Origin of the sequence: Shewanella metallivivens (genome assembly GCF_028750675.1) — a bacterium.
GTDB classification, from domain to species: Bacteria; Pseudomonadota; Gammaproteobacteria; order Enterobacterales; family Shewanellaceae; genus Shewanella; species Shewanella metallivivens.
The window spans coordinates 661221-677747 of sequence record NZ_JAQQPZ010000001.1; the positions used below are offsets into that span (position 1 = coordinate 661221).

Annotated in this window: 14 protein-coding genes; 4 read left to right on the forward strand and 10 right to left on the reverse strand. The window is 41.8% G+C overall.

What is annotated here, in order from left to right:
• Positions 1-97 precede the first annotated feature (97 nt).
• Positions 98-1942: a signal peptide peptidase SppA gene (gene sppA / locus PQR79_RS02815; protein ID WP_238103645.1), complete on the reverse strand. Its 1845-nt coding sequence runs from the start codon at positions 1940-1942 to the stop codon at positions 98-100.
• A 163-nt stretch (positions 1943-2105) separates the two neighbouring features.
• Here sppA and PQR79_RS02820 point away from each other — a divergent pair, with 163 nt between their 5' ends.
• On the forward strand, positions 2106-4121 hold the full coding sequence (locus PQR79_RS02820) for an oxidoreductase (protein WP_238103646.1): 2016 nt from the start codon (positions 2106-2108) through the stop codon (positions 4119-4121).
• A gap of 86 nt (positions 4122-4207) precedes the next feature.
• Here the strand turns inward: PQR79_RS02820 and yghU are convergent, their stop codons facing one another.
• Together yghU and PQR79_RS02830 are read right to left on the reverse strand one after the other, a co-directional pair.
• Positions 4208-5059, reverse strand: coding sequence for a glutathione-dependent disulfide-bond oxidoreductase (gene yghU / locus PQR79_RS02825; RefSeq protein WP_238103647.1), 852 nt, complete (start codon positions 5057-5059; stop codon positions 4208-4210).
• 109 nt (positions 5060-5168) lie between these two features.
• Positions 5169-5840, reverse strand: a complete 672-nt coding sequence (locus PQR79_RS02830) for a haloacid dehalogenase type II (RefSeq protein WP_238103648.1) — start codon at positions 5838-5840, stop codon at positions 5169-5171.
• 241 nt (positions 5841-6081) lie between these two features.
• On the opposite strand from PQR79_RS02830, the gene PQR79_RS02835 reads away from it, so the two are divergent.
• Positions 6082-6396, forward strand: a complete 315-nt coding sequence (locus PQR79_RS02835) for a hypothetical protein (protein WP_274408371.1) — start codon at positions 6082-6084, stop codon at positions 6394-6396.
• Positions 6393-7061, forward strand: coding sequence for an SDR family oxidoreductase (locus PQR79_RS02840; RefSeq protein ID WP_238103650.1), 669 nt, complete (start codon positions 6393-6395; stop codon positions 7059-7061). Before PQR79_RS02835 ends, PQR79_RS02840 begins: the two co-directional genes overlap by 4 nt.
• An 87-nt stretch (positions 7062-7148) precedes the next feature.
• Here PQR79_RS02840 and PQR79_RS02845 read toward each other — a convergent pair whose 3' ends face one another.
• The 6 genes from PQR79_RS02845 to betI form a co-directional block, all read right to left on the reverse strand.
• Positions 7149-7631 (reverse strand): MarR family winged helix-turn-helix transcriptional regulator, encoded by a 483-nt coding sequence (locus PQR79_RS02845; protein WP_238104177.1) that lies wholly within the window; start codon positions 7629-7631, stop codon positions 7149-7151.
• 141 nt (positions 7632-7772) lie between these two features.
• Entirely contained in the window at positions 7773-8480 is a 708-nt protein-coding gene (locus tag PQR79_RS02850; RefSeq protein WP_274408372.1) for a TorF family putative porin, read from the reverse strand.
• A gap of 26 nt (positions 8481-8506) precedes the next feature.
• A complete protein-coding gene (locus tag PQR79_RS02855; RefSeq protein WP_238103652.1) occupies positions 8507-9724 on the reverse strand; it encodes a BCCT family transporter in 1218 nt (405 codons plus the stop codon).
• A gap of 214 nt (positions 9725-9938) precedes the next feature.
• Complete coding sequence (betA, locus tag PQR79_RS02860) at positions 9939-11633, reverse strand: choline dehydrogenase (RefSeq protein WP_238103653.1); 1695 nt, start codon at positions 11631-11633, stop codon at positions 9939-9941.
• 14 nt (positions 11634-11647) lie between these two features.
• Entirely contained in the window at positions 11648-13114 is a 1467-nt protein-coding gene (betB, locus tag PQR79_RS02865) for a betaine-aldehyde dehydrogenase (protein WP_238103654.1), read from the reverse strand.
• Complete coding sequence (gene betI / locus PQR79_RS02870; protein ID WP_238103655.1) at positions 13102-13710, reverse strand: transcriptional regulator BetI; 609 nt, start codon at positions 13708-13710, stop codon at positions 13102-13104. Before betI ends, betB begins: the two co-directional genes overlap by 13 nt.
• A gap of 557 nt (positions 13711-14267) precedes the next feature.
• On the opposite strand from betI, the gene PQR79_RS02875 reads away from it, so the two are divergent.
• Entirely contained in the window at positions 14268-14795 is a 528-nt protein-coding gene (locus tag PQR79_RS02875; RefSeq protein ID WP_238103656.1) for a NifB/NifX family molybdenum-iron cluster-binding protein, read from the forward strand.
• A 10-nt stretch (positions 14796-14805) separates the two neighbouring features.
• Here PQR79_RS02875 and PQR79_RS02880 read toward each other — a convergent pair whose 3' ends face one another.
• The gene (locus PQR79_RS02880; RefSeq protein ID WP_238103657.1) at positions 14806-16128 is read right to left on the reverse strand and encodes a sigma-54 interaction domain-containing protein; all 1323 of its coding nucleotides are present in this window, start codon (positions 16126-16128) and stop codon (positions 14806-14808) included.
• Positions 16129-16527 lie beyond the last annotated feature (399 nt).

Here is a 16527-nt window from a genome sequence, read left to right on the forward strand (position 1 = left end):
TAAAAAAGCCTGCATAGCAGGCCTTTTTTGAATAATCTTCATATTCTTACTAATATGAATCAATCACATTGAGTCATTTATTGCGTAAACACAACGATTAATAACTGCAGCCTTCACAATATAGGTAGGCATTGTTTGGGTCATCAAACTTTGAAAACTCTTCATAAACGCTTGCCCATTGCTTAACCATTTTCTCAACCACAGTGTTGTGGCTAAAGCTGCTTGGCATATAAGACGCCGTTGCATTGAAAATTTCTTGCATCAGTTTTTGCTCTGCGCTGAGTTCCTGCTCAATCAACTTAACATCATATTTGTCCATGTTTGCTAACTCGGCAGCTTTACTCAGTGCAACGTCCATATCACCGAGTTCATCAACTAAACCTAAGGTGAGGGCGCGTTTGCCTGTCCATACACGACCTTGAGCAATATTATCAACTTGTTCAAGGGTCATATGACGCTCTTGTGCAACTAACGAAATAAACTCATGATATCCGCGCTCAATATGACGCTGAATAACAGCCGCCACCTGAGGGCTGAGTTCACGTGCAGGTGATAAGCCTGCCCAATCTGAAGTCGCTACGCCATCAGATGTCACACCAATATGTGTCAATGCTTGTTCAAACGTGGCAAACATTCCAAAAATACCAATAGAGCCTGTTAGCGTTGTTGGCGTTGCGACAATGTAATCAGCACTTGCTGAGATCCAATAGCCACCTGACGCCGCTAAGCTGCCCATGCTCACAACAACCGGTTTACCAGCCGCTTTTAATGCCAATACTTCTTGGCGAATTTGTTCTGATGCAAATGCGCTTCCGCCAGGGCTGTCAACGCGCAATACTACCGCTTTTACGACAGGGTCAAAGCGTGCTTTCATCAATAACTCAGAGGTACTTTCACCACCAATCTGTCCTGCAGGTTGGCTACCGTTTAAAATATTACCCTTGGCGACAATGACAGCAACTGAGTCACTTTCAACAAACTTAGGTAACGGCGCGGTGACACTGAGATAGTCATTAAAGCTGATTTGTCTGAACGTTTTGCCTTCTTTGTCACTCCCGACACGCTCCATCATCGCTAAACGAAATGCATCAGCAGTAACTAACTCATCAACCCATTTCATATTAACGGCCATTTGCGCACTGTCACCATCAGCTTGTTCAAGTTGCTCCAAATAAGCATCAGTGCTCAATACTAATTGATCGGGTGATATCTGGCGGTTACTGGCCACTATGGTTGAATAACTCTGCCAAATGTCGCTTAGCAGCACTTTACTGGCTTCTTTGTCTGCTTGAGACATATCATCACGGATAAAAGGCTCTACGGCCGATTTAAAGGTACCGACACGGAAAACATGGGTAGTGATTTTGAGCTTTTCTAATGCAGCCTTGTAATAAAGGCGATAGCGACTTAAGCCATCTAGTGACACCATTCCTTTATTGTTAAGGTAAATTTTGTCAGCAAAACTAGCTAAAAAGTATTGGTTTTGATCATAACCATTGGCCATGGCAATGACTGATTTGTTGGCGGCTTTAAATTGCGTTAACGCGTCACCAATGGCAGTCATTTTACTGATCCCAGCACTTTGCAGATTGGCTAAATCCAATACGATGGTATTGATGCGCTTATCTTCAGTGGCATTATTAATGCTGTAAAGCACATCAGATAATAAGATTTCACCATTTGGATCGTTTTCTTGGCCTTGGGTTAATGCCGCTTCGAAAGGGTCCACATAATGTTTTTGATCAACAATGCTACCAGAGAGGTTTAGTACTAATGCTGATTGGTCTTCGACGATGATTTCGTCACCACTGCTCAGTAATGCCACACAAATGATGGCTAAAATACCAAAAAAAATGAAGTTAATAATAAGCTTGCGAATAGTGTTTACCGTGTTCCACAACAGTAAAAACATCCTTTTTAAAAACGAGGGTTTAGCGGACATTAGCCACTCCTTTATCAGTCTAATATAGCCATCCTAACTGAAAATCAAACCAAATGTGAAACTGAATTGTAAAGGTTTTTAACAAACGACCGTTTAAATGATTGAGCAAATAGTAATGTCGTTGTATGCTGGTTTAAATCACTTGTTTAAAAAGGATGTTTGAATGTCGTTTCCACACTTATTAGAACCTTTAGATCTAGGCTTTACACAGCTGAAAAATCGCGTGTTAATGGGCTCAATGCACACAGGCTTAGAAGAAGAAAAAGGCGGATTTGAGAAACTGGCAGCGTTTTATAAAGAACGTGCTCAAGGCGGGGTAGGCTTAATTGTCACCGGTGGTATCGCGCCTAATTTGCGCGGACGCTTAGCGCCTAATGCTTGCCAGTTGAGTTTCTCTTGGCAGGTTAGTAAGCATAAAATCGTTACCGATGCCGTGCATGAAGCCGGCGGTAAAATCTGTATGCAAATTTTACATGCGGGCCGTTACAGCTATCATCCTTTTAGCTTAGCACCGAGTAAAATAAAATCTCCCATTACGCCTTTCACACCTTCGGCAATGTCTGGTCGTCAAGTGCGCAGCACTATTAAAGATTATGCAACTAGCGCAGCCTTAGCGAAAAAAGCTGGCTATGACGGCGTAGAAGTGATGGGATCTGAAGGTTACTTAATTAACCAATTTATTAGCTCTCGCACTAACAAACGCACCGATGAATGGGGCGGTAATTTTGATAATCGTGCCAAATTTCCGGTGAAAATTGTTGAAGCCATTCGTGAAAAGGTCGGTAAAGACTTTATCATTGTGTTCCGTTTGTCGATGCTCGATTTAGTCGATAATGGCTCAACATGGGATGAAGTCGTTAAGTTAGCTAAATGGTTAGAGCAAGCAGGTGTCAGTATTATTAATACAGGTATTGGCTGGCATGAGGCCCGTGTACCCACCATTGCGACTAGCGTGCCGCGTGGCGCATTTGCATGGGTGACTGAAAAACTCAAAAAAGAAGTTAAGGTCCCATTAATTGCCACAAACCGGATTAACACACCTGAAATTGGCGAATCGATTATCGCCTCAGGCCAAGCAGATATGGTATCAATGGCGCGGCCTTTTTTAGCCGATGCAGATTTTGTTAATAAAGCTGCGGCCAATACGCCAGAGCTGATTAACACCTGTATAGGCTGTAACCAAGCCTGTTTAGACCATACGTTTTCAATGAAGCGGGCAACCTGTCTAGTTAATCCTAGAGCCTGTTATGAAACTGAAATTAACTTTACTCCTACTACGCATAAAAAACGCATAGCAGTGATGGGCGCAGGTCCTGCTGGCATGGCATTTTCAATGTATGCGGCAAGTCGAGGTCATGAGGTGGTATTGTTTGAAGCCAAATCTGAAGTGGGCGGACAATTTAATTTGGCCCGTAAAATCCCGGGTAAAGAAGAATTTAACGAAACTATTCGTTACTTTATCAATCAGATTAAGCTCCATAACATCGATTTACGCTTAAATACTAAACTCGATGCTTCAGTGCTTGCTACTGAAAAATTTGATGAAGTGGTGATTTCATCGGGCGTGGTCCCGCGTGAACTTAAACTTCCAGGTTTCGATAATCCTAAAGTGGTTGATTATCAACAAGTGCTTAATGGACAGGTCGAGATTGGTCAAAGCGTCGCACTTATTGGTGCTGGCGGTATTGGTTTTGATATGGCGCATTTCTTGTGTGAGCGTGAGTCGACAAGTTTACAAACTGACAAATGGTTAGCCCAATGGGGCATTGATAAAACATATCAACATGCGGGTGGGTTAACTGAAGAAGCTGAACATCACCCAGGTCGTGACGTGTATTTATTACAACGTAAAACCAGCAAAATGGGTAAAGGTTTGGGGAAAACCACTGGTTGGATCCATCGCAGCGTGCTTAAACAGCATGAAGTGAAAATGAAAACTGGAGTCAGTTACGAGAAGTTTGATGAGCAAGGTTTGCACATCAAAGTGGGTGAGCAAGCTGAAGTGCTCGCTGTTGATAACGTTGTCTTATGTGCCGGACAAGAGTCTAACACCGCACTGGTTGACGAAATGAAAGCTACAGGGTTACCCGTACACCTTATTGGTGGTGTAGATGTTGCCGCTGAACTTGATGCTAAACGAGCGATTCGTCAAGGTGCTGAGTTGGCCATGGTGATTTAAGCCTAGTTAAGCCGTTAACCAACAAAAAAACCTAGCAATTATTGCTAGGTTTTTTATTGGTTTGAAAATACCAGTCTTAATATTGTCTATTTTTCACTGTTAAGTGCAGTATCAATGTCTGCAGCGCTGTGACGCTCAGCTAAGCTCACATCACCCCATGATGTATTGACAATTTTGCCACGTTGAACGCCAGGGCGTTGTAAAACGAGATTTGCCCAACGCACAACATTTTTATAACTGGCAACATCCAAAAACTCAGCCGCGCTGTATAAGTTGCCTAATACCAAGTTGCCATACCAAGGCCAAATGGCCATGTCGGCGATGGTGAAGTCTTCACCGGTGATAAAGGTGTTATTCGCCAACTGCTTGTCTAACACATCAAGCTGACGTTTAGCTTCCATCGCAAAGCGATTGATTGGATATTCTTGCTTTTCATCGGCATAAGCATAAAAGTGTCCAAATCCACCACCAAGAAACGGCGCAGAACCTTGTGCCCAAAATAACCAATTAAAGGTTTGAGTGCGTGCAGGACCTGATTTGGGTAGGAAGTGGCCAAATTTTTCAGCCAAATGCACTAAAATAGACGCTGATTCGAATACATTAACGGCTTGATCACCCGAGTTATCGACTAGGGCAGGGATTTTTGAATTAGGATTAACAGCAACAAAACCCGATGAAAATTGGTCAAGCTCACTAATATTAATCAAATACGCATCATATTCAGCTTCTTTGATCCCAAGTGCTAATAACTCTTCAAGCATAATCGTCACTTTTTGGCCATTAGGTGTGCCAAGTGAATACAACTGTAAAGCATGCTCACCAACTGGCAATGTTTTTTCGAACCGTGCGCCAGAAACGGGGCTATTAATATTGGCCCATTTGTTAGCACTGCTTGGCTCATTAACCCACACTTTAGGTGGAACATATTGGTTACTCATAAAAACTCCTAATACTTGTTCAGCAATTGTCGCAAGTCATTGCTGCTTATTTGCAGATAAGTTCTCGCGTTTAATTAAAATATTATTATCACAGTGGTTAGCTAAGCTGCTAACGTTTAAGTGCGGCGGCTAATTCACATAAATCACTCACGATTAAATCTGGTTGTATTTCCCATGGGTCAAATATTTTACTTTGGCTTCGTTTTACCCATACGGCTTGTAAGCCTGCTGATTTAGCTCCAATCACATCCCAGGGATTACTCGACACCATCATGCATGAGTTCATGTCGGCGTGCATTCGTCTCATTAAATACTGATACACATCAGGATTGGGTTTGTATGTGTGTAAATCATCAACGCTAATGACATGATGTAAGTGCTGTAATACTTGCGCGTTGTTCATCAGTTTACGTACTGAGCCTTCAGGGCCATTAGAAAAGGCTGCGAGTTGATGACCTTGTGTAGACAATGCCATTAGTCCTGGTATCACATCATCAAACGCACTTAACTCGGCAAACCTTGCCATTAATTGCTGCTGCTCTGTAGACGACAACGACAGCTGATATACATTTAAACAATATTGTAACGCCTGGTGAGTGCAAACGGTAAAATCAACATATTGCTGCATTAACCCGCGTCTAAAGGCATATTCTACTTTTTTATCGTGCCATAACTGGCCAAATTCTGAGGCTTTGTCGCCAATAAGATTTTCAAGATGCTGCCCCATATCAACAGGGTCAACTAACGTGCCATACACATCAAAACCAATAGAATAATTCATATGCCTGCCATTTCTGCATGACCCAAAGTGTGTAACAACTGTAGACATTCTTTTTGTGTCTGTATATCAATGGCAGACTATAAACCAACTATATCAAGTGTTCAATATAAATCTTGAATGAGCATTCAAGTTATTGGAGCCAATTTGATTGATAATATGACGTATTTAACGGCATTGTAACTTTATCAGACAGTTAGGCCGCGTTATCATATTGGCAAAGCGTGAATAAAGGTGAATATGAATGGAATGTCCAAGCTGCAATAGCCAACTAGCAAGGCGATCACTAAAAGTGGTTCGTAAAGGTCAACATGGCGTCGAAGCCCAGTGTCCTAAATGCGAATCATGGCTGATGTTTGAGCCCAAAATGATGCAAGTAAAAAATATCGGCATGTTGATATTGCTTGTGTTCAGTGTCACTAACTTTTTTATTGATAACAGTGATTATCGATTAATGTGTTCTTTTGCTGCATTTGCTGGTGCCTGTATTGCACTCTTTGGTGCATTTAAAGGCAAAATGATCGTTGCTGACACTATAGATAATAAGGATGCAACATGAAAAAAATTGTCATTACTGGGGCAAACCGAGGCATAGGTCTCGCATTGACGACATTATATGCACAGCAAAACCATGTTGTTTATGCGCTATGTCGACAATCGTCAGTTGAATTAGCAGCATTAGGCAATAATGTTAAGGTTATTGAAGGGGTTGACGTGACCGAAGCCTCTGGTATTGAAACCATGCAACACAGTTTACATGGGGTACAGATTGACTTGTTAATTTGTAATGCCGGAATTTTACGTGACGAAAGACTAGGGCACCTTAATCTCGATACCATACGCCAACAGTTTGAGGTTAACGCTTTAGCCCCTTTGCATGTTGTGGCTAGCTTACAAGCTAATTTAGTTAACGGGGCTAAAGTGGCGATGATTACCTCACGCATGGGGTCAATCAGTGACAATACTTCTGGTGGCCGTTATGGTTACCGCATGTCAAAAGCAGCATTAAATGCTGCGTCAATGTCATTAGCCCATGATTTAGCCCCTAGAGAGATTGCTGTGGGCATTTATCATCCAGGTTATGTGCAAACTGAAATGGTGAACCATGGCGGTGATATTTCTGCCACTGATTCAGCGTCTCGTTTGATTGGTTTAATTGATGGTTTAAGCATGGCAACCACTGGTGTATTTAAACACGCCAATGGGCAAGTACTGCCTTGGTAACATGGATATAAGCCAGACATGAAAAACGCGAACTAAGGCTCGCGTTTGTGTGTCTAGGTGAGATACTGCGGATTAATTCAGCGGAGTTTATTGCGGAACTTCAGGTTGAATTTGGCCCACCAATAATACTGGTGCGGCGTCGATTTCATCGGCGTCCATCATTGAGGCGATGCGTTCAACTGCTGACAAAAGTTGGCTTTGTTCCCATTCTTCAAGATTTTGATAATGCTTAATAAAATGTTCTTGAAGTGGTTTTGGTGAGCCACTGAGTAATTCTTTTCCTGCGTCACTTAATGATAAATGTACTTTTCGTTTATCGGTTTCGCTCCGGGTACGGATCACCAAATTACGGCTTTCTAAGCGATCGATAATGGTGGTGACAGTGGCGGCGCTTAAATTAATCTCTTGAGCAATCTGCTTGGCTAAAGGTGCTTCTAATTCATTGACTTTTTTCATCACCATAAGCTGAGGCCCAGTGAGGCCTGACAGTTTGTTTAATTGACGAGAATGAATATCGATAGCTCTAATCACTCTGCGCAATGAAATTAATAATTGTTCGTACTTTTCCATCATGTCCTCTTACCAATCACTTGGTTAGTTTGAGAATAATTAAGCCTGCACCTTAACAGAAAACGCCCAATTACTCATGCGCAAAATCAAAAAAGCAGAATAACTGCATGCAGCTATTCTGCTTTTGACGTTGAGATCAAATTACAGTGAGAATGTACGTGATACTGATAGCACTGCACGAGTGTCACTTAAGTCAGTGTCCATGCTGGTGTCTTCAACGGCAACGTTAAAATCAAAGCCTTCCCAACTTGTCATATACTCTGCGCGGTAATGGTTGTAAGACTTATCACCATCCCATGACCACTTGTTTTTATCATTTGATGTTGAACGGTCAAAACTCACACGGATGTCATGCCCTTCAGCAATGCTAAAAGTATGGGCTACCATTGCAATGTAATGGCCAGCATCTAGGCCAAAGTAATCCCATGAATACCAAAAGTTTAACTCACTTTGACCTAACGAAGAGGTATAGCCAAATTTACTGTAAACTTCTGGATAGTAATATTCATCAGACGCATCATCACCGTGGTAAGTGTAATAAGCGATACCGGCATCGAGTGACACTCGGTCAGTAAGCTCCATGTACTTACCCACATAGAAATCTAGCTCAAGCCAAGTATCTTCACCGTCACCAAAATCAACATTCGATGCCCATGCGCCCATGTACCAACCACTGTCTAATGCATAATCAAGGCTAGCTTGTAATGCAGGGTCGTTATCGGTTTGGCTAACACCGTTAAAGGTGTAGTCAGATGTCGCATTAATAGTGGTACTTAATTCATCTGCCATTAATGTATTTGGCAGTGCGAATAAGCTTAATAGCGCAAGTGTTTTTATTTTAGTGTTCATTTTCAATCCTTGTTTTCTTTATTGTATTAATCAAGTAGTTCGATTTTAGTAAAATCAATTTTATTGGCTTTCGGTGAGCGTTCAATGTCGGCCACTTTCGATAGATGACCTTTCAGAATATAAACAAAACATCCTAAAATGAGCGTGATAGCTAATGCGCCAACCCATTGAATGGCTAGAAAGTCTAATTTAAATAACAAGGTTAGGCCGCTCAAGACTACGATATTGCCAATGATGTAAGGCACTTTACCTAAACGTTCAACTGTCATGTTTAAGTTGTCTGTATATAAGCGCACCAGTGAGTCTAATGAATTAATCACAAAGGTGATGCCGACAATCACCATCGCAAGGTTGTAGAACCCTGTGGTATCAATGCCATTTGCGCTGTAGTAATAAAGTACAGTAAACCAAATCGCAATCGGAATTGACGGGAATATCATCATCGCCAATAACACTTGATAGGTTTTCATGCCGCCGACAAAACGTGAGGTAAATTGGCCTATCATGATACTCCAGGCAAACCACCAGAATAGGTAAAATTCATGGTAATCATTCATCGGTAATACAAATTCGTGCATGTTGGCAAAGTAGCCGCCAATTAATGCAAATGTACTAAAGAATTCACCAACACTTGATTCGTCAGACAAAAACGCCCCTGACCACATAATGGCGATTAAGCCAAAAAATAACCAAGTACTGCCCAAACTTAAGTAGCGCACATATTTTATGCTGGTGCTGGAGTAGACCGCTGCCGCAATCACCATAAACACAATTAAGTAGAATGAGCTGACAATCGTTTCACCGTCGCCAAGATTAGGTAAATACCAAGGCAAGTTTGACAATAATAAGTATGCGGTAAATGCACAGGTACCAATAATAACGAGGTTATTGATAAATTTTATTAATGGAATTTCAAAGAACTTTACTCTGGGTTCTATGACACAAAAATAGAAACAGGTTAAAAAGTAGAATGCCCAAATTAAACAAGCCCAAAAGCCAAATTCGATGGCCAGTGGATTGGTAAATCCATATTCTGGACTGGCGGCTAAATCCGCATATCCAGCAAACTCGGTCAGTGGGAACATAATCAGTCCCACATCTAATCCAGAGGTAAATAAAATCGCGATAAAGGTAAATTTTCGCACCGGTGTAACCCCGATACATTGCATATTACCCCAACGATAAATCACAAATGCGATGGCGGAAAAAGTAAATAAAATGCCTATTGATAACCAGGTAGTCATTACTTAGCTCCTGCTTTTATTGTGTTTGCAAACATAGTGTTAGCTCCTTGTTTTATGTTTTTAATTAACCATAGAACAATGTTTAAAGGCAAAAATGCCCTCAAGCCTTAAATATCGCTGTCGATAGTTAAACCCTGATAGATTGAACCTGGTTTAAGTTGGCCATTGACAAATATGTAGGTTGACCATTAACCCTTAAAACAAATGTCGTTAATTAACTCCACGCTCTCTTTGGCGCTTGTTGGCGTTGTTGCTGTTGCCAATCATTGGCGATAGTCACTTTGGCCAAACTCGGTGCTAATAGCTTGTTCCCTAAAATGATGTCGGCGGCGCGTTCGGCAACCATAATAGTGGGTGAATTTAAGTTACCATTTGGGATGGTAGGAAATATGGATGAATCAACAACACGCAAGCCTTTAATGCCATGTACGCTAGTTTCAGAGTCCACCACGGCCATATCATCTTCGCCCATTTTGCATGAGCAAGAAGGGTGGTAAGCGCTCTCAACTGAGCTGCGAACAAATGCATCGATTTGCTCGTCAGTTTGTATGGCTAAGCCTGGCTGAATTTCTTCACCACGGTATTCATCTAATGCTGGCTGATTAATAATTTCACGGGTGAGTCGAACACATGCTCTAAAGCCTTCAATGTCTTCTTGATGAGATAAATAATTAAACTGAATTTGTGGTGCCACCTTCGCGTCATTTGACACCACAGTGACAGCGCCACGACTTTTTGGCTTGTTGTGACCAATGTGAACCTGGAAACCGTGGCCAGCAAAGGCTTCTTTACCGTCATAACGCATTGCGGCAGGTAAAAAATGGTATTGCAGATCTGGCCATTCCAACCCAGGTTTTGAACGAATAAAGCCACAAGACTCAAAGTGATTTGTTGCGCCTAAACCTGATTTATTTAAAATCCAACGAGTACCAATGAATAATTTATTCAATGGGTCTAATTTGCCGTTGAGCGAGATCGGTTTTAAGCACTTAAATTGAAAATAAAACTCTAAGTGGTCCTGCAGGTTTTGACCCACGCCGGGTAAGTGATGAACAGGTTCAATGCCCGCGTCAATAAGGGTTTGTTTGTCACCAATGCCTGACAGCTGCAAAATGTGCGGCGAACCAATAGAGCCAGCCGACAACACTACCTCTTTATTGCAATGCACATCAATCATTTGGCCTTTACGTTCGTAACGCACACCCATTGCCGTTTTGCCTTGCATAATCACCTTGTGCACTAATGCATGTGTTACAACAGTTAAATTGTCACGTTTCATTGCTGGACGAAGATACGCATTAGCTGTCGACCAACGCACACCGTTTTTAACTGTCATGTGCATTGGGCCAAAGCCTTCTTGCTGAGTGGCGTTGTAGTCTTCGGTCGCTAAATATCCTGCATCAACACCTGCATCAACAAAGGCCTGATATAACGGGTTTTTCATCTCGTTACCGTTATTAACCGCTAATGGGCCGTTATCTCCACGGTATACATTACCGCCAAACGACCATGTTTCTGCCTTTTTGAAGTACGGTAAACAATGGGCGTAGTCCCAATCTTGAGCACCGTGTTGTTGCCATTCGTCAAAATCACGAGCATGACCACGCACATACACCATGCCGTTAATTGACGATGAACCGCCCAATACTTTACCGCGGGGGCAGTGCATACGGCGATTATCAAGATGTGGCTCAGCTTGGGTTTCAAACTGCCAAGCGTACTTTTTAGTATTCATCGGGATGGAAAGGGCGGTTGGCATTTGAATAAAAATACTTTTATCGCTACCACCGGTTTCTAAAATTAAGACTTTATTGTCTGGGTTTTCCGTTAAGCGGTTGGCTAATACACAACCCGCACTACCGGCGCCGACAATAATATAATCGTATTGATGAGATTGGGGTTTAGACATTAATTGAGTCACTCCTAAAATGGGCTTTCAAGTGGCTGCATGCCAACATAAACGGCTTTGATTTGAGTGTAGGCTTTTAATGTTTCGCTGCCGTTTTCGCGGCCGATCCCCGACATTTTATAACCACCAACGGGCATTTCAGCTGGGGATGCACCATAGGCATTAATCCAGCAAATACCCGCCTCTAGTTGATGTATCACTCGGTGAGCTCGGGTAATGTCTTGGGTAAATACCCCAGCAGCAAGGCCTAAGTGTGTGTTGTTCGCTCGTTGAATCACTTCTTGTTCATCTTCAAACGTAAATACAGACATCACAGGTCCAAAAATCTCTTCTTTGGCGATGGTCATATCATCGGTGCAATCGGTGAAAATGGTCGGCGCAACAAAAAATCCATGAGGTGCATTATCGGGCTGTAATGCTGTGCCACCAGTCAGTAAGGTCGCCCCTTCTTTTTGGCCTATCGCAATGTACTCAAGCACTTTTTGTTGATGCCCACGTGAAATCAATGCACCAAAGTTGGTTGCTGCGTCCATAGGGTCGCCGCACACAATATTATTTTCAGTACGCTGCTTTAAACGTTCAATAAAGTGGGGGTACATGCTTTTTTGTACAAAAACGCGGGTGCCATTGGTGCACACTTCACCTTGGGTATAAAAGTTGGCCAACATGGCTGCAGACACTGCGTTTTCGACATCGGCATCATCGAAGATGATTAAGGGAGATTTACCGCCAAGTTCCATTGTCACTTCTTTTAAACTGTTAGACGCTGCGGCCATGACTTTGGTACCGGTGCCGACTTCGCCAGTAAACGATACTTTGGCGATGTCATCGTGGGTAGTTAACCATGCACCCACACGGCCATCACCCTGTACTACGTTAAACACACCGTCAGGTACCCCTGCCTGGGTGAATATTTCTGCTAATCGCATGGCACCGCGTGGCGTTTCTTCAGACGGTTTAAAAATCATGACATTGCCACAAGCGAGTGCTGGCGCCGCTTTCCAACATGCAATTTGTAATGGGTAGTTCCATGCACCTATACCGGCACAAATGCCAAGTGGCTCACGGCGTGTGTAGTAAAAGTCATCGCCCACAGGTTGCTGATTTCCTTCAATGCTGGGGGCAAGGCCGGCAAAAAATTCAATTGAATCAGCACCCGTCACCACATCAACAACAGAAGCTTCTTGCCATGGCTTACCTGTGTCGAGCACCTCGCCAGCGGCAAGCTCATCATTGTGCTCACGTAATAATGCGACGGCTTTTAATAAAATTCGGCTGCGCTGCATTGGGGTCATTTTTGACCAAACCGCAAAGCCTGCTTTTGCACTGTCGATGGCAGCTTGCTTCACTGCATCTGTTGCAACTTCAACTAAATAACTGACACTGCCAGTAGCAGGGTTAATGACTTCGAAGGTTTCTCCGCTACCATTTGAAATGTATTTACCATGGACATAATTTTGATATGTGACTAACGCTGACATTCATTTTCTCCGTGTTGCACTAGTACTGCTTCTATAAAGGCTTTCGATAGCGTCTGGGCTTGCTTAAAATCTTCAGACGGGTTGTTGCTTAAGGCACTGCGCAACCAAAAACCGTCAATGATCGCCGCAGTTTGCTTGGCGGCATTGACCGCTTCAGCCTTAGGTAATAATTGTTTAAATGAGTAAAGCAAGTTGCTGTAAAGGCGGTGGTTGTTAATGTTTTGCAGTCTTGCCAATCCAGGGTCGTGCATGGCTTGAGACCAAAAGCTTAGCCAGGTTTTGGTGGCGGCATTCGAGCGCTGTAGTTCGGTAAAGTTGGCTTCAACGATGATCGACAAGCGTTGAGCTGCAGTTAATGTTTTGCCTGACGTTTTCGCCAGTAAGGCTTGCTTTAATTCTTCTAATAAGAATTTTAGCGTGGCTTCGATTAACCCTTGTTTCCCGCCAAAGTAATGACTGATGATCCCTGATGACATTCCCGCTAAACCACTGATCGTGTTGATGGTGGTGTGCTGTAATCCATGACGCTCGACAGACATTAATGTGGCATCGATGAGCTGTTGTTGTCGGACATTTTTCATAGCAGGTCTTGGCATAAATAACTCCCTTTTGATCACTCGAACGTTATTAATTGAACGTTCAATTAATAACGATCCTAATGATTAGGGCTCTAAGTATCAAGTGTTTATTTGATCTAGATCATAAAAAATGGCGAATTCAAGTATGCGAAAATCATAGAAATAGTTATTAAGTTATTATAATTAAAGTATTTTATTTTTAATTAATTAACTAGAAACTAATGTTGCTAGTTTTGTATTTGTTTTAGCTGTAATCATTATGGTCAATGCTGATTAAAGCGCTGTGATTGAGTGAGAGACGTTCAGGCTTCAATCGATTTTCTGTTGCAGTCAAGCTATGTGTAATAGGAGGTTGATGACATTAGCAGATTTTATAGCGGGTATATGAGATTACATTATTGGACAACGATCACACTAAATGAAATATTGTTAGCATATGCCATTAATAAGTGCTTAAATAGCATATGCCAGAAACTTAGAGTTTGTTAACAATCATGACAATGAGCCTAGGATGACAGGTAACTTGAATAACACTCACTGAATAAAGCAGCTCCAATACTGCAAGAGAGAATAAAATGATTACAGCCATACCAATAAAAGATGACCATATTGCCAACCATTTTAGCCGTGCAGATAGCATGATAATCATTAATGAAAATGCAGAAGTGATAGCGAGTTTTGCTAACCCAGCGCTAACTGAAGGTTGTGATGGTAAAAAACAATTACTGAGTTTAATCGTGGCTCATGGGGCCGAGCGGGTTATTGTGCGTAATATCGGTCAGCAATTACTCACTAAAATGCTCAATCATCAACTGAAAGTGTTTCATGTAAAAAATGGCCGTACAGCCATTAATGATTTAGCACATGATCATTTACCACAATGCGAGCAATTTAGCGATGCGATACAAGGCAGACCTTCCATAAAGCATTTAGCTAAACAAGCTAACGGTGGCTGTTGTGGTCATGAACATGGTGACGGTGGATGTCAGGGTGGACATTGTGGTGGCCATGATCATGATGCAAGCGAAATGGAAGTTGCAGAGGGAATGCATTTCAAACGTTGCTGCCAAAAAAAGCATTCTTTTTTGGGTCACAATGAATAGCTTATTAACATTAGTTTACTACGGTCAGCTTTAAGCCATAACGTTGTAATTTACGATATAAGGTTCGCACACTCACATTAAGCATGATGGCTAATTCAGCGGGCGAACCTTGAAATTGTTGACATACTTTAGACAAATATTCCGCTTCAAGATTATCTAAACTGATCACTTTTGTGTCGCTAGTTTGTGGTTGATTGACAGTTGCCGGTTTAGAATGCGTAATGCTCTCGGGCAAATCACTACCGTGAATAATATCTTCATTTGCTATTAATGCGGATTGTTCAATCACATTTTTAAGTTCACGTATATTGCCCGGAAACGGATACTGACTTAATAATGTTAATGCATTGGCTGAAAACTTTTTATGTTTGTATTCAGACAGTTTAACAAAATGATTAGCTAATACCGGAATATCCTCTTTACGTTCACGGAGTGAGGGAAGATAAATAGGAAAACCCGCGATACGGTAATAAAGGTCGCGTCTAAATTCACCTTTTTCAACTAAATCGAGTAAGTTTTTATGGCTGGCACTGACTAATCTAAAATCGGATCGTTTTTGTTTTAATCCACCGACTGCACGATAACATTGTGTTTCTAGTAATCTTAGCAACTTAACTTGCATATTCATTGGAATATCACCAATTTCATCGAAAAACACTGTGCCGCCATGTGCGATTTCAATTAAGCCTTTTTTTGTGGTTGTCGCGCCAGTAAAAGCACCTTTTTCATAACCAAATAGTTCGCTTTCAAATAGACTTTCGCTCAGCCCCGTACATTCAATGACTACAAAAGGTTTGTCTTTTCTGTTGCTTGAAGCGTGTACAGCTTTTGCCACAAGCTCTTTACCTGCACCCGTTTCACCCTGTAATAACACCGCTATATTTGACTGAGATGCGCGATTAATTTTATTGAGCATTTGTTTAAAAGGGGCTGACTCACCAATCATTGAGTCTTTTTTAGACTCTGTAGATGCATAATCTATTGCATCCAAAATTTCGAGGAATCCCATTATGATACCGTTATCATCTTTAATAGGTTTCATCAAAATATCGCAATAGGATCGACCTTCGGTTGTATTGTGAATATGCACAGCATTGGCTGCTCGTGCGGTACTTTGACACTGTTGTAGCGGGCATTGTTCACCGTGTTTATCGCAAGGTTCATTGCTGTGGTGTGAAATTTGATGGCAACGACTTTGTCCCAATAGCACTTCAGTATCATAAGTTTCTAGATAAGCTTCATTCACCGCATGAATAACATAATCTGGCGTGATAAATATGGCTGGCTTATCAATCGCATTGATCATTGACTGAACGACGGTAGTGCTTTTCATAAGAATAGAGTCTTTATTGTGTAAGAAGTGACATATTTATCATCAAAAATGGCATTGAGTGTCATTTTTGTCAATTGCTTTTCCTATCAGATCTCGATTGTTTTTTGCAATAGTTTTTAACCGACTGTAAATAATAGTATTTATTTTATTATGTGACGTGGCACAAGCTTTGTATAGCAATACCTTACATACCTCTGCTGACAATAGCGTTTACAGAGAAGGTAAAGGGAGTGTTGGTGCAATGGCAAAAATTGTAGTGCTAGGTGCTGGTACAGGTGGTATGCCTGCAGCTTACGAAATTAAACACCTGCTTGGTGAGGAACACCAAGTCGTGATGGTTAACGAACGAGAATATTTTCGCTTTATACCCTCTAACCCGTGGGTTGCTGTTGGCTGGCG